At 69.4% G+C, this 19,888-nt stretch carries 9 protein-coding genes; 2 read left to right on the plus strand and 7 right to left on the minus strand.

Annotated elements, in window-relative coordinates; translation table 11 throughout:
* Nucleotide 1 precedes the first annotated feature (1 nt).
* The 7 genes from ACZ4V6_RS31860 to ACZ4V6_RS31890 all read right to left on the minus strand — a co-directional run bounded on the left by ACZ4V6_RS31860 (nt 2) and on the right by ACZ4V6_RS31890 (nt 17,636).
* Nucleotides 2-1,252, minus strand: a complete 1,251-nt coding sequence (locus ACZ4V6_RS31860) for a class-II aminoacyl-tRNA synthetase family protein (protein ID WP_467834097.1) — start codon at nt 1,250-1,252, stop codon at nt 2-4.
* Nucleotides 1,253-1,257: 5 nt separating this feature from the next.
* Nucleotides 1,258-3,162 (minus strand): CocE/NonD family hydrolase, encoded by a 1,905-nt coding sequence (locus ACZ4V6_RS31865; protein ID WP_467834099.1) that lies wholly within the window; start codon nt 3,160-3,162, stop codon nt 1,258-1,260.
* Nucleotides 3,163-3,238: 76 nt separating this feature from the next.
* Nucleotides 3,239-3,490: an acyl carrier protein gene (locus ACZ4V6_RS31870; RefSeq protein WP_467834100.1), complete on the minus strand. Its 252-nt coding sequence runs from the start codon at nt 3,488-3,490 to the stop codon at nt 3,239-3,241.
* A gap of 34 nt (nt 3,491-3,524) precedes the next feature.
* Entirely contained in the window at nt 3,525-4,376 is an 852-nt protein-coding gene (locus ACZ4V6_RS31875; RefSeq protein WP_467834102.1) for a 3-hydroxyacyl-CoA dehydrogenase family protein, read from the minus strand.
* Nucleotides 4,377-4,433: 57 nt separating this feature from the next.
* Entirely contained in the window at nt 4,434-9,866 is a 5,433-nt protein-coding gene (locus ACZ4V6_RS31880) for an SDR family NAD(P)-dependent oxidoreductase (RefSeq protein WP_467834104.1), read from the minus strand.
* Nucleotides 9,867-9,901: 35 nt separating this feature from the next.
* Nucleotides 9,902-14,488: a type I polyketide synthase gene (locus tag ACZ4V6_RS31885; RefSeq protein ID WP_467834105.1), complete on the minus strand. Its 4,587-nt coding sequence runs from the start codon at nt 14,486-14,488 to the stop codon at nt 9,902-9,904.
* Complete coding sequence (locus tag ACZ4V6_RS31890; protein ID WP_467834107.1) at nt 14,481-17,636, minus strand: non-ribosomal peptide synthetase; 3,156 nt, start codon at nt 17,634-17,636, stop codon at nt 14,481-14,483. The genes ACZ4V6_RS31885 and ACZ4V6_RS31890 overlap by 8 nt, the downstream gene beginning before the upstream one ends.
* Nucleotides 17,637-18,103: 467 nt before the next feature.
* Here ACZ4V6_RS31890 and ACZ4V6_RS31895 point away from each other — a divergent pair, with 467 nt between their 5' ends.
* Nucleotides 18,104-18,829, plus strand: a complete 726-nt coding sequence (locus tag ACZ4V6_RS31895) for a thioesterase II family protein (protein WP_467834194.1) — start codon at nt 18,104-18,106, stop codon at nt 18,827-18,829.
* Nucleotides 18,830-18,883: 54 nt separating this feature from the next.
* Entirely contained in the window at nt 18,884-19,870 is a 987-nt protein-coding gene (locus ACZ4V6_RS31900; protein ID WP_467834109.1) for an alpha/beta fold hydrolase, read from the plus strand.
* Nucleotides 19,871-19,888 lie beyond the last annotated feature (18 nt).

Consider the following 19,888-nt stretch of genomic DNA (forward strand, 5'->3'; position numbering starts at 1 on the left):
TTCAGAACCCGCTCAGCGCCTGGACGCCGGCCCGTACGGAGGCGGGCCACGCGTCGACGTCGAGCCCGTGTCGGCACAGGAAGGCGTAGGCCAGCCGTTCCAGGCCGAACCCCACGCAGGCGCTGCGCACGGTGGCGTCCGGGCCGTAGCCGATGCCGAACTTCTCGCCGAACAGGTCGTCGTGGAAGTTGAAGGAGGCGGCCGCGACGGTCCGCTCCGGAGCGACCGGAAGCCGCAGCTCGTACTTGAGCTCCATGAGCTTCTGCGACCAGATCCGGGCGGAGGTGTCCGGCCCGCCGAAGAACGGGTCGTTGCCCACCTCGCAGAAGCCGACGAGTCCGAGGTCCTCGATGAAGGCGAAGGTGCGCTGCATGAAGAGTCGGCGGGCGGCCAGCACCTCCTCGCGCTCGCCCATGAAGACGATCTCGCGGATGGTGAAGTCCCACAGCCGTTCGAGGCTTGTGGCGTACCCGGCCTCGAAGCGGAACGCCTTGCCCTTGGCCGTGACGACGTGCAGACCCTCGGCGGGCAGCGTGCGGTCCCGGTACTGGTCGAAGGTGTGGTAGCACATGGTCGGCGGCAGGCAGTAGTCGACGTTGCGGCACGAGTCCAGCACCGTGGAGTCCAGGCCCCGCTCCCCGTGGGACCGCTGGAACTCCTGGTATACGTCGATGTCGTTGTGCAGGCGGGTGACGAACATCAAGTGGTGCGGGAACGAGGCGGGGTAGCCGGTCGTCTCCATGGCCCGGGTGCTGATCAGCGTGGGGTAGCGGTACTCGACGGGAGCGAAGTCCTGGCGGAGCAGGCCCTTGATGGCGTTGTCAAGGTGGTCCAGCAGGGAAAGCAGGGGTTCGCCGAGTGTGACCAGTCCGTCCTGGGCGGCCCCGACTATCCCGGAACGGTGCAGCAGCTCGAAGGTCCCCTCCTCGGCGGTGTGCTCGTGCGGGGAGGTCCACACCACCTTCGGCAGGGTCGTCAGCTGGTCTCGGACGTCGCCGTCCACCACGCGGTTGATCTTCTCCGCCAGCGAGGCCCGGTCCAGCGGGGCGTCGGACTCCAGGACCGCGCCGACCACCGCGCCGTTCTCGACGATCAGCTGGAATCCGCTGATCTCGGCGGAGACGAACAGCAGGCGGCGCCCGACCTCCTCGGCGAGTTCACCGGGCAAGGTCGTGTGCAGGTCCACCCGGGTGCGGACAGGCCCGGGAACGGCGGCCGGGAGCTGGCCGTCCTGCTGGTACACGGATGTCATCTTGCTCACTCCTGGCCGGTGGGAAAGACGGGGAGGTCCACATAGGACGCGTGCGGGCCGCGCCGGTGGATCTGTACGACGGGAGGCGGGTAGTGCACCGGGGTCTGGGCGTTGTCGCGATCGCAGCCGGTCACGGTGACGCGCAGACGATGTCCCGGGTTGAAGACGTGGCAGATCGGGTGCAGGTCCACGGTGAGGGCCACGGGCTCCTCCGGCAGCTCGCGGCAGCCGTCCTCGGTGCTCGGGAAGTAGGGCAGGCCGAGATTCTCGTACGGCGCGGTGCCCAGTGCGCGGTGGGAGGCCCGGAGTACCCCTTCGGTCACGTAGTGCGACTCCCCGTCCGGATCGACGTCCTGGAGGTAGATGAAGAAATCGCCGTCCGGGTACGTGGAGGTGACCCAGAGCCGGGCGATCGGATGCCCGGTCACCTCCAGGGCCTGCTTCAGCGGCGGGGTCGTGTAGGTCAGGGCGTTGGCGTCGTTCGCGGTCAGCGGACCGTAGCCGAAGGGGCCGCCGTAGCCGTTCGTCCAACGGGTCGCGTCTCCCGAGGAGGCTGTGTAGTCGACCACGAACTCGTCCACTCCGCCCAGCCGGGAGGGAGTGTCGGCGGTGAGCGAACCGTCGTTGACGGAGGCTTGCGGCTCGGCGTCGCCGGCGCCGAAGTACATGCGCTCGGTCCGCACCTCAGGCGGCGGCCACTGATCAGTGGTGCGCCACTGCTCGCCTGGGGGAGCGGACCGCCGGTAGTAGCGGATCGGCGGCTCGTCCATGACACCGGTGTCGATCCCCTTGAGCCAGTAGTCGAACCAGCGCAGGTGCTCCCCGGCCAGGTCGGCGCCCTCGCGGCCGTCATGTGACCAGTCGCCGACGATCAGCTTGCGCGGCCCGCCCAGGTTGGCGTGCCACAGGAACGCGTCGCGGACCCAGATGTCGTGCCAGCCGGCCAACTGGTAGATGGCGACCGGAGAGTTGCGTACGCCCTCGACCGAGGAAGAGGGGCTCTGCCGTTCGTAGGGCAATCCGTCGTCCCCCGGTCCGCGGCTGTCGCGGAACGGCAGGGAGAGCGCCCTGGCAAACACGTCGGCGTTGTCCTGGTGACCGGCAACCGCCTCGCGCACCGCGTCGTCGTCCTCGACCGGAGCGGCCTCCAACTGGGTGTCGAGAACCCGCACTTTGGTGCCCCAGCTGCGGATGAAGTCGTGCCGCAGCACTCCGCCCGGGTAGAGGAAGGAGTACAGGTCGAATAGCGCAACCTGGGGGAAGACGGCCTTCAGGCTGGGCGGGGCCACCCCGGCGGCGAGGAACTGGGTGATTCCGAGGTAGGACTCGCCGAACATGCCGACACTGCCGCTGCACCAGTCCTGCGCCGCCAGCCACTCCGTGATCTCGTAGGCGTCCCGAGTCTCCTCAGGGCTGAACTCCTGGCCCCGCGAGCCGGTGGATGCTCCGCTGCCGCGCGAGTCGGCTGCGGCGATCACGTAACCCTGCTTCAAGACCTCGCGCAGCCACGGCCGGGTGTCCAGCTTGGTGCGCGGGATCCCGTCGACGATGTCTGACCGGTGATAGCGGTCGTGGCACCACAGGGCCGGCAGCGGGGTCCCGACCACCTCCCCGTCGCGCTTAGGACGGAAGACGTCGATCGCGATGCGGACCCCGTCCCGCATGGTCAGGTAGTGAGTGGAGGATTCGACCGCGTCCATGTCCTCCAGGTAGGCCACAACCAGGTCCGCGTCCCGGTCGAGGCGCTCGCGCAGAGCGGCGTCCACCTCTCCCGAGGCCGCTTGGCAGTGGAGCCGCCCACTGGACGTCCACACCCTCACGTCGGCCTTCCTGAGCTCCAGCAGGAGCTCGACGACACCGGGTTCCGGCAAGCCGGCCGACCGGTTGTCATCACGCGTCCGTGCCGTCATGTCACGAGCCTTTCTCTCTCACCCACCACTGCTGACCGGGGCCGTGTCCCCCTGCGGCCCACGACCCCGGCCCCGTTCATGCGGACAGCGCGACGCTCGACATCACGAGGCGGACGAGCCCGTCCACCGTGCGGAAGTTGTCGAAGTCCATCTGTTCGGGCTTGAGGGCGATCCCGAAGCTCTTCTCGAGGAAGAGCACCAACTGCATCGCGAACAGGGAGTTCACGTATCCCAGCGCGAAGATGTCATCTGCGTCGTCCAGCGGGTGACCGTTGAGGTGCGGGGCCAGGAACTCGCGGATCCGGGTGCGGACATCGTCCTGGGTCATTGCTTCTCCTTGGGTGGGAGTCGGAAGGGGTGTTCTAGTACGCGTAGAAGCCGTGCCCGCTCTTACGGCCGAGCTGCCCGGCGTCGACCATCTTCTGGAGCAGCGGGGCGGGCCGATACTTGCTGTCCTTGAAGCTCTCGTACATGACGGTGAGCGAGTTCAGGATCGTGTCGAGGCCGATGAGGTCACCAGTCTCCAGCGGCCCCATCCGGTGCCCGAAGCAGCCCTTGAACATACGGTCGACCTGGTCGGCCGTGGCGACCTGGTCCTGGACGCAGAAGACCGCCTCGTTGATCGTCAGCATCAGAACGCGGTTGGTCACGAAGCCCGGCGCGTCCTGGACGACGATCCCTTCCTTGCCGAGCGACTTGAGCAGGGCCAGCGAGGAGTCCAAGGTCTGCTGACTGGTGTGGTACCCCTGGACGACCTCGACCGTGTCCATCAGCGGCACCGGGTTCATGAAGTGCAGCCCCAGGACGTCCTGCGGACGCCCGGTGACCGAGCCGACCCGGGTGACCGGGACCGCCGAGGTGTTGACACCGAAGACCACCCCGGGCGCGCAGATCCGGTCGATGCTCTCGTAGACGCCGCGCTTGACGTCCCAGTTCTCGGTGACGTTCTCGACCACGAAGTCCGCTCGGGCGAGCTCGGCCAAGTCGGTCGCCGTGATGATCCGGTCAAGGACGGCCTCCGGCTCCTCCTTCAGGTGCCCGGGGCGGAACAGCTCCTGGAGCCGGAGGTCGTCCTTCACCTGGGCCACAGCGGAGTCGAGCTGCCGCTGCGAGATGTCAACGAGCACGACGTCGAAGCCGGACTGTGCGAAGGACTGTGCCACGCCGCGGCCGATCGTGCCGGCGCCGATGACACCTACAGTGCGAGTGTCCATGAGTCTCTTGTCTCTGCGAGTCGGAGGGAACGGGGACAGGGAGCGAACGCGACTGGGTCAGCCGCGGGCCGTCTTCCGGTCGATGTGGGCCGCCAGCTCGGCGACCGTGACGTACCTGAAGAGATCGACCATCGAGACCCTGACCCGCATGGTCTTCTGGATGCTCTGCGCGATCCGGAGCGCCACCAGGGAGTCGCCGCCGAGCGAGGTCGAGCTTTCGTTGACGTTCAGCTCGGTGAGGCCGAGCTCCCTGGCCCAGATAGCCGCCAAGCGGCGCTCTGTCTCGGTGTACGCACCGTCGTCGTGCCCGAACAACCGGACCTCGCCGACCGCCGGAGCCAGCTCCGCCGGGGCACGGCGGCCAGCCGCCGCCTGCTCGGTGGCCAGCTGACGTCGCACGGCTTCCGAGAGCACCAGCGGGGCCCGGCTCAGCAGATGGTCCGTCACTTCGGGTGCCATGCCCGCGAGCAGTCCGTAGTTGATCTCACCGACGATCACACGCGGACAGGGTGCAGCAAGGATCTCGTCGAGGCTGCTGATTGCGTCGTCGATCTCGATCGACCGGAAGAAGCCCTTGTCGCGGTGGACACCGTGGTCGAACGCCATGCCCGTGCCGAGCCAGTCGGTCCACGCCACGGTGACCGTTGCCAGGCCCCTGGCACTGCGCTCCTCGGCGAAATGGTCGAGAAAGCTGTTGGCCGCAGTGTAGTCACTTTGGCCGGCGACCCCGAAGACGGCAGTGGTCGACCCGAAGTTCACCATCAGCCGCGGCGGTTCGTCCGCGGTCGCCAAGTCCAGGACTGTCGCCCCCAGCACCTTGGGGGCCATGGTACGCCGGAACGTCTCCGGGTCCTTGCGCACCAGAAAGCCGTCGCCAGCAATTCCGGCGGCGTGCAGGACGCATCCGATCGGGCCGAGCTCGGCGCGCACGGCGCGCACGACGCGCTCCATCGCGGTGAGGTCGGTGGTGTCGGCCTGGTAGCAGCGCACCAAGGCGCCGTTGGCCTCCAGTTCCCGTACTGCGGCGATCTGTTCGCGGCGTCGGCCGTCCGTCGCGGCGATCTCGTCCCACTGCTCTCGTGGGCCAGGCCCGCGGCGGCCGACCAGGGCCAGCCGGATGCCCGGAACAGTCCGGCTGAGATGCCGGGCGACTGCCAGGCCGAGCCCGCCGAATCCGCCGGTCACCAGGTACACGCCGTCGGGCTGCTCCCCGGTCCGCAGCGACTGCTCCTGAAGATGGACCGACGCCAGCTCCGCGACGAACGGCTGCCCGCCCCGCAGCGCAATGTGAGATGTGCTCCGTGGCCTGAGCAGTTCGCCAGCCACCACGCCGGGGTCGGCGTTCCGGTCGACGTCGAGGCAGAGCACGGCGGTGCCGTCGTTCTCCTGGCCGATCACCTTGGCCACGCCGAACAGAGTCGCATGCACCGGAGCGGTCGCCGGCTCGGTCCCGGTGACCCGCGCCACCTCCGGGGCCACCACGCACAGGTGCTCCGGCACGGCGTCCTGCGAGGCCAGGGCCTGGAAGAGGTGCAGCAATCCCTCGGCGCCGTGGCGGAGCCGGTGCTCCAGCGCCGCCACACTGCCCTGGACCCCGTCGGCGGGAGCCGCGACGACGACCACCCGGGTGGGGAGGCCGTCAGCCAGGGAGCTGAGCAGTCGATCGAACCCACGGGCCGTGGGGGGGACGCGCCAGGAGCCGTCCGCCGATTCGCCCCACTCCTCGGCGAGTTCGGCGGCGACCACCGGCATGCCCGCGGAGTGCAGCTGTGTGCACAGCTCCGGGGCGAGGCTCCCCGGCTCACCGATGACCAAGACGGGGCCGTCGGACCCCATGCGCTTACCGGTGGCGGGGGGCGCCGGAATCCACCGCAGTCCTTGGTGGCGGGCGTGTGGGCGCAGATGCGCCACCGTCCGCTGCGGGTCGGAAACGCGTTTGACGGTGAATCCGGTGATCTCGACTGCGGTCTCGCCGCGGTCGTTGAACACCGTGACGTCGACCTTGCGGACCTCCGCGCTCGGTCGCTCCCCCGCATGCGGGCGGATGAGGCTGAGGCCGGTCGGCGGCAGGGCGGCGTGGATGCGCAGGCTGTCGTAGCCGACCGGGAGGAAGAACGCACCGTCGTCCTGGTGGGCGCGGACCATCTCTTCCGATTCGAGGACGGCGAATCCGCCGAACCCGGTGGCCAGGTCTAGGAGGGCCGGATGCAGGACGAGGTCCTGGCACTCGGCCCGGTACTCGTTGGGGAGCGTCAGCTCGCCGACGGCCTTGCGGACGCCCACCCGTACCGTCCGCAGGCTGTCCCGCCAGCGTCGGCCGAACTCCATGACCCGGTGCTCGGCCTGCGCCACACCAAGGTCGACCTTCTGCAGCGCGCACTCGGCACGCAGTTCTGCGAGGTCCTGGACCGGCGGCCGCTCGGCAGCGGTCGCGGAGGCCCTGCCCTGGGCGTGCAAGGTCCAGACATCCCGGCCCGGATCGTGGCTCGCGACGGCGAACTCGGACCGGCCGTCACCGAGATCGCGGACGGTCGTATGCACAGTGCGTGGACCTGACTGGGTCACTAGCAGCGGCACGAGGAAGTCAACGTCGGAGAGTTCGGTGACCGCCTGGCCCAAGTGGGTTGCGGCCGCTGCCCGCGCCATCTCCAGGTAGGTGGTTCCGGGGACGATAGCCTCGCCGAGCATCCGGTGCTCGGCTAGCACCCAGTGCCGGTCGAGCGAGAACTCGGTGGCGAACACTGTCTGGCCATGCGAGCGCAGCACGATCCGGTCGAGCAACGGATGCGAACCTGGTTCGGTGCGCACGCGGCGGACAGGCGCGGAAGCGAGCCAGTAGCTCTCCCGCTGGAAGGGATAGGTGGGCAGTGGCACCCTGCGCCGTCGCTCGGCGGCGTAGTACCCGGCCCAGTCGGGCTGGACACCGCACAGCCAGAGCTGGCCCAGGGTGCGGCGGATCGTTTCGCTGTCGCCGCGCGGGTCGCGGCGGTGCGGAAGCGACGCGGTGACCGTACGGGGGTTGTCCGTGTCCATCAGGGTCCGGCGGGCCAGCCCCGCCAGAACCTGCCCGGGGCCCACCTCCAGCAGGACAGTCCCGGGTGTTTGGGCGACCCGCTGCACCCCGGCCGCGAACTCCACGGCGGCCCGGATCTGCCGGCCCCAGTAGGCGGGGTCCTGCGCCTGTTCAGACGTGATCCAGTCGCCGGTGACATTGGAGACGAAAGGAACCGTCGGCTCCGATCGCGCGCTCCGGGCCACAGCCGCCGCGAACTCGTCGACCACGGGCGCCATGAGTTCGGAGTGGAACCCGTGCTCGATCTCCAGCGGCCGAATCGGCCACCCCCGTTCGTCGGCGAGCGCGGCGAACTTCTCCACCAGGTCGGTGGCGCCGGAGACGACGCACTCGCGGGGGCCGTTGTGGGCCGCGAGGCTTAGACCCGGTAGCAGGGCCTGCTCGACCTCGACGCGATCCGCCACGACGCTGAGCATCGACCCGGGGCTGCAGCGCTCCATCAGCTCGCCGCGCAGCGCCACCAGCCGCAGAGCGTCCTCCAGGCCGAACACCCCCGACACGGTGGCGGCCACCCACTCGCCGAGGCTGTGACCGAGCAGCCGGGCGGGCTCCACACCCCACGCCCGCCACAGCCGGGCCAGCGCGTACTCGACGACGAAGAGCGCCGGCTGCGCCCAGCGGGTGCGCCGCAGCAGGGCCCGGTCGGCCGGGGCGTTCGGGAAAAGCACGTCGCGGATGTCCCTGCCGGTCACCGGCTCCAGCAGCCGTGCGCACTCGTCCACCACGGAGTGGAAGACCGGCTCGGTGTCGTAGAGGCCCCGGCCCATGTCCGGGTACTGCGACCCCTGGCCGCTGAACAGAAAGGCGATCTCCGGCGGGGTCGAGGGGGCATGCCCGGTCGCGACCCGGGCCGGATCCGCGGACTCGAGCGCCGCCACCGCCGAGTCGATGTCGGCCGCGCACACAGTCCGGCGGAAGGGGAAGGACCGGCGTCCGCGGGCGAGGGTGAACGCGGCGTCGGCCAGAGCCGGGCGCTCGCGGCGCAGGGAATCGGCCAGACGCCGCGTTGCCTGCTCCAGCGCCTGCTCGGAACGGGCCGAAAGGGTGAGCAGCTCACAGTCACGGGGGCTGTCCGAACCGGCCGCTGGCAGCGGCGCCTCCTCGAGGACGACATGGGCGTTGGTTCCGCCGAAGCCAAAAGCGCTCACCCCGGCGCGTCGCAACCGCTCCGAGCGGGGCCAGTCGACGAGTTCCGTGCACACCCGGAACGGCCCGGCCGAGAAGTCGATGTCGGGATTGGGGGTCCGGTAGTTCAGCGACGGCGGCAGCTGGCCGTGGCCCAGTGCCAGCACGGTCTTGAGCAGTCCGGCCATGCCGGCGGCCGCGTCGAGGTGGCCCACGTTCGCCTTGACCGACCCCAGACCGCACTCGACCGCCCCGGTGAAGGCCCGGGACAGTGCCTGAACCTCGATGGAGTCCCCGATCAGGGTGCCGCTGCCGTGCGCCTCGACGTAGTCGATGCTCTCCGGCTCGACGTCGGCCGCGGCCAGCGCCTCGCTGATCACAGCGGCCTGTCCGCCAATGCTCGGCGCAGTGAAACTCGCTTTCAGCGAGCCGTCGTTGTTGACGGCGGAACCCCGGATCACTGCGTGCACGGTGTCGCCGTCGGCGAGGGCGTCGGCCAGGCGCTTGAGCACCACGATCCCCACGCCGTTGCCGAACACGGTGCCCTGGGCCCCGGCGTCGAACGGGCGCACCCGCCCGTCCGGGGAGAGGAATCCGCCGTCGACGTAGGAGTAGCCGGTGTCGGCCGGGACCTTGTAGGACACGCCGCCGGACAGCGCCAGGTCGCACTCGTAGTTGAGCAGGCTCTGGCAGGCGTTGTGCAGGGCGACCAGCGAGCTGGAGCATGCCGTCTGAACGGGGAAGCTCGGGCCCTTCAGGTCCAGCTTGTAGGAGACCCGGGTGGTCAGGAAGGCAAGCTCGTTGCCCAGTCCGACGTTCTCCCCGCGCACCTCCTCCCCGTCGTCCATGTTGCCGAGGACATTGGCGAGGTAGGCGCTGCTGCTCGCCCCACCGAAGACGCCGACGCTCCCGTCGTGGCCGGCCGGGTCGTAGCCCGCGTGCTCCAGGGCCTGCCATGCCGTCTCCAGGAACAGCCGGTGCTGCGGGTCCATGATCTTCGCCTCGCGGACGGTGTAGCCGAAGAACTCCGCGTCGAAGCGGTCCATGCCCTCGAACTTCGCCGACGCCTTGACATAGTGGGGATCGTCGATCAGCTCACGTGGGACGTCGGCGGCCTCCAGCTCCGCGTCGGTGAGCGGGGTGATCGACTCCACGCCGTCCCGCAGGTTGGCCCAGAACTCGGCGAGGTCCGCCGCTCCCGGGAAGCGTCCCGACATGCCGATGACGGCGATGCTCTCGGGGCCGGCCTCTCCGTCTTCGACCTGGGTGTGGGTATCGTGCCCGTCGGTCACAGCTGCCCTCTTGTCGTTCGGAAGCGTTGCACCAGTCACTGCTCTGCCCTCAGCTCTTCGATGAGCCGGCCCAGGGTGCGGACCGTCGGGCCCTCGTAGACCACGGTCAGCGGTACCGCGAGCGCCAGCTCCTGCCTCAGCCGGTGGACAACCTGGAGTCCGAGCAGCGAACTCCCGCCGAGCTCGAAGAAGTTGTCGTTCGCTCCGACGCTCTCCACGCCGAGCAGCTCCTGCCAGACCCCGGCGACGCGCTGCTCCATCTCCCCTTCCGGCGCAACGAACGGGTTGCGCAGATTGGGGCGCTCGTGGCGGCGGGTGGCGGGGGTGGTGGCCACGGCCGGGTCCGCCCACTCGTCGTAACGCTTCGCCACATCACCGGTGGACACCACCAGCTGCGCCTCGGGCGCGGCGGACAGCAGGGCGTCGATCACCTGACGGCCCTCGGCCGGAGTCAGGGCAAACTCCTGGACGGAATCGCCGATGCCCGGTCCGGGCGCTGCTTTCCCAGCGAAGTTCCAGGCCTCCCAGTTCACGCTCGTCCACGGCTGGCCGGGACGGTGGTGGGCCTGCGCGAAGGCGTCCAGCACCGCGTTGGCGGCACTGTAGGCCGCGAAGCCGAGGCCGCCCAGCAGCGAAGCGATCGACGAGCAGAGAATGGCGAAGTCCAGCTCTTGGTCCGCCAGCACGTCACGGAGGACGTAGGCTCCGGCCAATTTGGGTGCAAAGTGCCAAGAGGCCTCCTCGGCGCCGAGATCGGCGATCACCCGGTGTGCCGGGGCCCCCGTGGTTCCGGCGCAGTGCACCACACCGTTGATCCGGCCATGAACGGCGAGGATCTCGTCCCTGATCTCACGCAGCCGTACGGGATCACTGACGTCTGCGGCCACGACCGTCACCGTGGCGCCGAGTTCCTCCAGCTCCGCGATAGCACGGACGAGCGACCTGACCTCGTCGGAGTGCCCGGGGTCGGCCCAGGTGGCGCGCGGCGGCAGGGCAGTCCGGCCGAGCAGCACCAGGTGCCCGTGGGTGCGTTCGGCCAGGGCCCTGGCCGCGAGCAGACCGATCTTCCCCAGCCCGCCGGTGATCAGATAGACGCCCCTTTCGGTGGGTTCGCTATCGTTCGGCCGTAGTGCGTGCGGCACGTACGAGGGGGCCCAGCGGTGGGCGCCGCGCAGCGCCAGCGTGCGCTCGGCCACGGGGGCGGCGAGCTCGGCCAGCACCTGGTCGACCAGCGGACCGGTACCGGAGGAGCCGGTCAGGGCTAGGTCCAGGTGGACGCACGTCAGCGGCGGGTACTCCTGGGGGAGCACCTTGCAGATGCCCTGGACCGCAGCCTTCGGAGGGCACAGCGGCTCGTCGCCGGTCACCGAGAACACCTCACTGGACAGGACGTCCCAGCGCTGGGGCCGGCTCATCAGGTCCGACTCGGTGGCCTGTGCCCAGTGCAGCAGACTGCGGAAGCCTAGGTCCAGCAGGGTCTCGGCGCCTTGCTCCGCGCCGGCGCGGTCGGTATCGCCCCCGACGCTCCAGCAGTGCAGCACCCGGTCGGGGACCGTGTTCGCCGCCTTCAGCGCGGCGGCGAGCCGGGCGTAGTGGTCGGGGCGGGCCGGGTCCAGGGTGTACTGGTCGCCCGGCGCCTCGGCCCACTCCTCGCCCGCCGTCACAACGCACACCCGCTCGCCCGCCTCGCGCAGGCGGTCGGCCACCGCCCGGCCCAGGCCGGTGCCGTCGGCGAAGACGAGGCGGCAGGGCATGCCCGCCTGAGGGAGCGCGGACGCCGGGGCCGGGCTGGGGCCCAGCCTCGTCCAGGACGGGGCGTAGAACCAGTCGGACGACCGTGCGCGCCGCTTGGCGACGGTCCGCTCCGCGGCAGCCGCCGCCGACTCCAGCCAGTAGGCGCGGCGCTCGAAGGGGTATGTGGGCAGCGGCACACGCCTGGCCGTGGGAGAGTCGGGGAAGGGGTGCTCGCGTCCGGCCATCCACAGCTTTGCGGCGGCGGCGAGCATGGTGGCCCGGTCGGACTGGCCGTCGAACATGCCCGGCAGCGACGGTACGACGGTACGGGAGGCACCGGTCGGACCTTCCGGATGCTGGAGGGCGCCGATGGTGAGCGTCTGGCCGGGGCCGACCTCCACCATGGCGAGGTCCGGTCGGCCCCACAGGGTGGCGACGCCGGCTGCGAACCGCACGGTGCGGCGCACGTGGGAGGCCCAGTAGGCGGGGCTGGTGGCCTCCTCGTCGGTGATCCAGGTCCCGGACACGTTGGACACGAACGGTGTCGTCGGTGGGTTGAGCCTGACTTTCCGGACCAGCGCGGCGTACGGCTCGACCACCGGGTCCATCAGCGGCGAGTGGAACGCGTACCGGGTGTTCAACCGCCGGAACGGCACATCCGCGGCGACCAGGTCGGCCTCGACCTGGGCGATTCCCGACAGAGTTCCGGACAGCACACACGTCTGTGGTCCGTTCACCGCGGCGAGGGCCACGGCGTCGTTCGTGTAACGCAGCGCCTCCTCCTCGGAGAGCGGGACGGCCACCATCGAACCCTCGCCCTGTTCCTCGATGAGCCGGGCCCGTTCGACCACCAGATGGAGCGCGTCCTCCAGGGAGAAGACGCCGGCCCGGCAGGCGGCGACGTATTCGCCAAGGCTGTGCCCGATCATCGCGTCGGGCTGTACGCCCCACGACTCCCAGAGTTCGGCCAGCGCGTACTCCAGGGCGAACATGGCGGCGTACCCGAGCTGCGGCTGGTCGAGCGGGTGCTCGCTGCGCGTCGGCTGGAGCAGCATCCGACGGAAGGCGTCCGACGTCCCGGGCGTCGTCCCGGCGGGCGCCGGTTCCTCGGAGGCCGAGTGCATGACATCCAGGATGTCCTGCCCCAGCAGGGGCTCGAGGAGCCTCGCGCACCGGGCGAGGGCCTCCTCAAAGACCGGCTCACTGTCGCGGAGCGCGCGGGCCATGCCCGGGTACTGCGCGCCGAATCCGGTGAACATGAAGGCGACCGGACGGTGTGCCAGGTCCGGTGCCAGGCCGGTCAACAGTCGGCCGCCGTCCGGGGCGTCCAGGACACTCAGCGCGTCGTCGATGTCCTCACATACCGCAGTCCGCCGGTAGGGCAGAGCCCGGCGTCCCTGCTGGAGAGTGAAGGCGACGTCGGCGAGGCGGAGTTCGGGGTGGGCCCGGAGGTGGTTGCGCAGCCGGTCGGTGACGGCCTCGAGGGCCTCGGGGCTTTTGGCTGACAGCACCAGCAGCTGCTCGCGGTCGGCCTGCGGCAGGCTCGGCGCGGCGGTGGGCGCCTGTTCGACGATGACGTGGGCGTTGGTCCCGCCGAGGCCGAACGAGCTGACCGCGGCCCGCCGCGGTCCTTCGCCGACCGGCCAGGGCACAAGCCCGGTGTTGACGTAGAACGGGCTGTCCGCGAGGTCCAGCCGGGGGTTCGGCTGCTCGAAGTGGAGGGTTGGTGGGATCTCCCCGTGCTCCACGGCGAGCACCGTCTTGATCAGTCCGGCGATCCCGGCGGCGGAGTCGAGATGCCCGATATTGGTCTTGACCGAGCCGAGTGCGCAGTGGCCCGTCGGCAGTCCGGTGTAGACCGAGGCGAGTGCCTTCACTTCGATGGGATCGCCGAGTGCGGTGGCCGTGCCATGCGTCTCGACGAGGCGGACGCTGTCCGGCTCCACGTCGGCGTTGGCCAGTGCCGATGCGATGACAGAGGCCTGCGAGGCCGCGCTCGGCGCACTGAACCCCGCACGCTCGGCACCATCGTTGTTGATGGCCGAGCCCTTGATCACTGCGTGGATGTGGTCGCGGTCGGCGAGGGCGTCCTGCAGCCGCTTGAGGACGACTATGCCGACGCCCTCGCCGCCTACGGTGCCGTTCGCCTTCGCGTCGAAGGTGCGACATCGTCCGTCGGAGGAGAAGATTCCGTCCGGCCGGTACGTGTACCCGTCGCGGCGCATCACGTCCACGGCGACACCGCCGGCGAGCGCCATGTCGCACTGGTAGCTCAGCAGTGCCTGGCTCGCCTGGGCGACGGCCACCAGCGAGGTCGAACAGGCCGACTGGATGTTGAAGCTCGGACCTTTGAGGCCGAGTTTGTACGACACCCGGGTGGTGAGGAAGTCGGAGCGGTTGCCGATCACCAGTTGGTTGCCGCCCATGGCCTCGACCGCGTCGGGACGCGAGGCGATGTTGAGGAGCAGGTATGTGTTGTTCCCGGCACCGGCGTAGACGCCGATCAGCCCGTCGTAGCGCTGGGGGTCGTGTCCGGAGCCCTCCAGCGCGGCCCAGGCGCATTCGAGCAGGACGCGGTGTTGGGGGTCCATCAGCTCGGCCTCGCGCGGCGAGTAGCCGAAGAACGCGGCGTCGAACTTGTCGCTGTCCTCGAGCAGATAGCCGACCGGCACGAAGTTCGGGTCGGCCAGCGTGGACGCGGAAACGCCCCGGTCCAGCAACTCCTGTTCGCCGAACTCCGTGGCCGAGCACACGCCCGCCCGCAGGTTCTGCCAGAACTGCTCGACCGTACCGGCCTTGGGGAAGCGGCCGGCCATGCCGATGATCGCGATGTCGAGACTGTCGTCCTCGGGCTCGGGCTCGAATTCCGGGAGCTGCTGTTCACTCACCGCGGCCTCGCTTCGCTCGCATCTGCTGTTCCCGTCGTTTCATCAGCGCGTTGCGCCGGACATTGGCTGCGCGGTCGGATGCCACGGGCTGGTCCGGGTCCGCCGGCCGAGAGAGATAGGCGGCCTGGGACCGCACGGTCGGGTACTGGAGGAGGTCGAGCAGGGAGATGTCCCGGCCCACGGCGAGCCTGAGCCGGTGCTGGAGCTCCACGAGGAGCAGGGAGTGGCCACCGAGATCGAAGAAGCTCTGCTCGGCGCCAACGCTCTCGAGGCCGAGAAGCTCCTGCCACACAGCCGCGACCGCGCGCTCTGTCTCGTTGCGCGGCGCACCGCCGGACCCTGCGGCCGGAGCCGACGCGACCGGCGCGGGCAAGGCCGAGCGGTCCACCTTTCCGTGCGCTGACAGAGGCAGGCGGTCCAAGACCACGTAAGCCTGCGGCACCATGTGGGGGGAGAGCCGCTTCCGCACATGCAGCTCCAGCGTGGCGAGCTCGAAGGCTGCCCGGTCACGCGGCTGGACGTACGCGACGATCCGGCGTTCACCCGGTGAGTCTTGGCGCACGATGGTCAGTGCTCGGTCGACCGAGGGATGGGCGGCCAGCGCGGAGTCGATCTCGCCCAGGCTGACCCGGTAGCCGCGGATCTTTATCTGGTCGTCCCGGCGTCCCAGGAACTCGATGGTCCCGTCGGGCAAGCGCCGGACGATGTCGCCGGTACGGTACAGGCGCCCGCCGTAGCAGTCCGTCGTGAACGCCCTGGCGGTGAGCTCCGCCCGGTTGTGGTAGCCGCGCGCGACGTAGGCGCCCGAGATCAGCAGCTCGCCCGGAACACCGGCCGGGACCACCTGGTCGGACCGGTCGACCACGTACACCTGGGTGCCGGCCAGGGGAACGCCGATCGGCGCCGCCTCCCAGTCGGCGTCCAGGTGGTCGGCCACGGACAGAGTCAGTACACCCACCGTGGTCTCGGTCGGGCCATAGTGGTTGAACACTCGGCAATGCGGAATGCGACGCTGCAGATCGCGCATCCAGCGCCATTCCGACGCCTCGCCGCCGATGACCAGCAGGCGGCGCGGCAGCAGCTCTTCGAAGCGAGCCGACCCCTGCAGGGCGCGCAGATGGGAGGGGGCGATTTTCAGACAGTCGACACCATGCTCCTGCACCCAGTCCGCGAACAGTTCGGGGTCGAGGGCGCATTCGCGTGACACCACGTGCAGTTCACCGCCGGTGATCAGCGGCGGTACCAGCGCGGTGATGGTGGAGTCCACGGTGAGCGGCTGCACCATCAGGTGCTTGAGCGGGGTGTCCATGCCCAGGCGCCGGATGGCGCCGGAGGCGTAGCTGATCAGCTGCCGGTTCTCGACCACTACCCCCTTGGGAGTGCCGGTGGATCCCGAGGTGTAGAGCAAGTACGCGGCGTCGGCGAGAGCCGAGGGAGACACGGGGAGGTTGTCCGGGGCCGCCTCCGCCAGGGCACTCCACGCGTCGTCGAGCGCGACGACCGGAATGTCGCCGAAGGCCCCGCCGTCGGCGGGGAGGCCGTCGACCACTACGACACGCACCCCGGCGTCCCGCAGGATCATCTCCCGCCGCCGGGCTGGATCGCGAGGATCCACCGGGACGTACGCCCCGCCGGCCTTCAGGACCGCCAGGACCGCCACGATCAGCCGGACGCTGCGGTCCATGCAGATCGCGACCGTTTGTTCGGGGCCGATCCCATGGCCGCGCAGAATCCAGGCCAGGCGGTTGGCGCGCTCGTTGAGCTCGCGGTAGGTGAGGGAGGCACGGTGGGAACGGACGGCGACCGCGTCCGGGGTCTTCTCCGCCTGCGCTTCGAAGAGTTGGTGGAACGTCAGCTTCGGTTCCTCGGCGGCGACCCCGTTCAGCGCGCCGACGATCTCCTTCTCCGCGGGGGTGAGGAGTGAGAGGGCGGACACGGGCGCGGCCGGGTCGGCGATCGCGCCGGCCATGAGGACGGACAGGTGGCCGACGGCCCGCTCCACCGTGGACCGGTCGAGGATCTCGGTCGCGAATTCCAGCCTGCCGGACAGGTGGTCGCCGTCCCGCACAAGGTGCAGGGAGAGGTCGCCCGGGGTCGTGCCGGTCTCCACCGGCAGGAACCGCGCCCTGAGCCCGTCAGGCGTTGTGATCGGCGGGACATGCCCGACGGTGAAGGCGGGCCGGGTGACGATGCCGACCGGGGCCGTGCCCACGGGCCGGAGCAGCGCGTTGCGCACCCGGTCCAGCAGTTCATGGAAGGTGAGGTCGCCGTCGACCTCGCACAGCAGTGCGGCGGTCACCCCGCTGGCGTCCGGACTTCTCGGCCCTTCTGGGGTCAAGCCAGCGGGCACGGCCACGGCCAGGCGTGCCTCGCCGCTGTAGCGATGCAGCAGCAGCAGAAAGAGCGCCAGGATGACCGGGGCGGGGCCGACACCGTGCCCGGAGCCGAGTCGGCGGAGTGCCGCGACTACCTCTGGAGGCAGCTCTAGGGGCACCGATTGTGCCGCGAAGGTCCGCTGAGCCGGCGCAGGGCGGCTGAACGGCAGGGCTGGCGTCGGCGGCAAGGTGTCCGGTTCGGTAGCTGGTTCCTCAGCGTCAGGATCCAGGTGCGCCGGGAACGGGTCCCCAGTGTGCCCGGCAGTGTCCAGAGTGGCTGCCTCACCGGCGGTCATCCGCCCGTAAGTGCGTACGGCGTCCGCGAGCAGGGCCTCGGCCAACCGCACATCGCCGGCTATCCGGTGCAGGACCAGGAGGGCGACGTGCTCCTCGTCGTCCGTGGTGATGAGACGGGCCCGGGCCAGCGGGCCGGTGGTCGGCACGAACGGCGTGCGGATGGCTTCCTCGACCAGCTCCGCCAGGCGTGCCGAGCGCTTGGATGCCGGGAGGCTGGCCAGGTCGTGGCGGTCAATGGGCACCGAGGTCGACCCGGCGCCGCCATCCACCAAGCGGCCGTCGACAACGGTGAGTCGGCGTACCAGGCGTGGGTCGGCGGACAACACCGCGCGCAGCGTGTCTTCGAACCCGCTCTCCAGCGGGCCGTTCAGCCGGACCATCGCAGGAGCGTGAGCGATCGAGGTGTCGATGCCCGCATTGGCGAGGAACCACCCCTGCTGTTGTGCACGGCGAACCGCCCGAGAGGACAACGTCATTTAGTGCTGGTACTCCCCGTGACCAGCCGGGCCGTCCGACCACGGCTACTGAGAACTGAACGGCCCGTCGGTCGCACGCGCCTCATCCAGTGGATTTCTGTGGAAAATTTCGCGCCCCAGCCCATTGGGGCGACCGGCAGACGTGAAGATAACAACGAATACGGACCCGATGGGCGACGGCTTCTTGAAATGCGCCTCGTGTGGCCCGTGAAACCTTGAATTCCTGCTGGTCAAGAACGAACTCGAAGGAGCTTATCTTGATCATGACCTGTCGACAACCGCCTAGGATGTGACGTGCGTCATGCCCCTATGGTGGCTCCTTCTGCTATCTCTCTATGGATTTGACAGGGCGGGGCTCGCTCGGATTCCGTGCCACTTCGACCGTGTGCGCTGCAACCCGAGACGGTACGGAGGGGTGAATGAGTGTCGGGGGGAAATCAGCTTCCTGGCTCCGGCGGATGTCCGGAATGGGTCCAAGGAGGCAGAATCGACTCTTTTGCTTCCCGTATGCCGGCGGTGGCGCGTCGACTTTTCGAGGCTGGGCCGAGCGCCTTCCGGTGGATGTCGATGTCTACGCGGTCCAGCCTCCCGGCCGTGAGGACCGGCTCTTCGAAACTCCGGTCGACGATCTGAGTGTGGTCCTGCGTGAAGTTGTTCCGGAAATTCTGGAGTTCTCCGACGAGCCGTTTTCGCTGTTTGGGCACAGTCTGGGGGCGGTGGTCTGCTGGGAGGTCGCCCGCACGCTACGAGACGACCATGGTGTCGAGCCGGAGCACCTGTTCCTCTCCGGGTGCCGGGCGCTGCCGACGTTGCATGACGGGCGGCGGGACCTCTACGCGCTCTCGGACCGGGAATTGGTCGCCGCGCTGCGGGAGATGAACGGCACGCCCGAGGAGATCCTCCAGAATGACGAGTTCATGCGCCTGCTTCTGCCCGCGGTCCGGGCCGACTACGCGATGCTGTCGCGCTACCGCTTCGTCCGCGGCACCGCTCCGGCATGCGACGTCACCGTGTTCGGCGGCGCGGAGGACCCGGCGGTGAGCAGGGAGCAGCTCGAGCGGTGGGTGGACGATCTGCCGGACGGAGCGCAGACCTTGGTCTTGCCGGGCGACCACTTCTTCTTGCACTCCTCGCGGGTCCGGTTGTTGTCCGAGATCGGCAGCCGGCTGTCCTCGGCGGAGCTCTCCGCCTGAGTCGATCGGCTGCAGGCCTTGATCAGTCCACCCCCACATTGCGAAGGCGTCGCCATGACCACCGAACCGCACCAAGAAGCCAGAGCATGCCGAGAGGCCGTCCTGCGGGCTTGGCGCGACACCCTCGATCGCGCCCCTGAGTCCGACGAGCAGAACTTCTTCGAGGCGGGGGGCAATTCGATCCTGGCGGTGCAGCTCCAGCGTCGGCTCGCCGGGGCGCTGGGCCGCCGGATTTCGCTCAAAGAGATCCACGAGAACCCGACCGTGCGTGGGCTGCTCGGACTGCGGGCGCCGCGCGAGCGGCAGGAGGCCGCCGCCGACGTCAGCCAGCCGCCCGCTCTGAACCTGTACTGCCTGCCGTACGCAGGCAGCTCGGCCCGAATCTACGCGCCATGGCAGGACGAGCTGCCCTCATGGGTGACGCTAGTGCCCTTGGAACTGCCGGGACGGGGAGCCCGTTGGTCCGAGTCGGCGAAGTCCGATCTGGGTGAGCTGCTCGACGACCTGGCCAGACGTGTGGAGCAGGCGCACCATGCGCCGTATGCGATCTTCGGGCACAGCTTCGGTGGAGTCCTCGCCTTCGAACTCGCCAGACACCTTCGCACGCTGGGCTTCCCGGCGCCCCGGCGGCTATTGGTGTCCGGATGCCCGGCGCCCCACCTGGCCGTCCCCGACGAGCCCAGCCATGACCTGCCAGCGGAGGAGTTCGTTCGACGCCTGCGACAGCTGCGGGGCACCCCCGAGGAGCTGCTGGAAAACGACGAGCTCATGGAGCTCTATATTCCGGTTATTCGAGCCGATTACGCCATCCTCGATCATTACAAGCCGTCCTGCGCAGAATCCCTGAGGTGTGCCATCACTGCCTTTTACGGGAGGGACGATGAGGATGTCGATCGGGCCGCAGTCAAGGCGTGGGATTCGTACAGCGGTGGCGACTTTTCGGTCGAGGAGATCGCCGGTGACCACTTTTTCCTGCGGGATTCCCAGTCGGAATTGCTGGCAGGGATCACTCGATATCTGGCAGACTGTGTCGATAGATGATCTTTCCTATTTGGGATT

Source organism: Streptomyces sp. NPDC029152 (assembly GCF_055564355.1).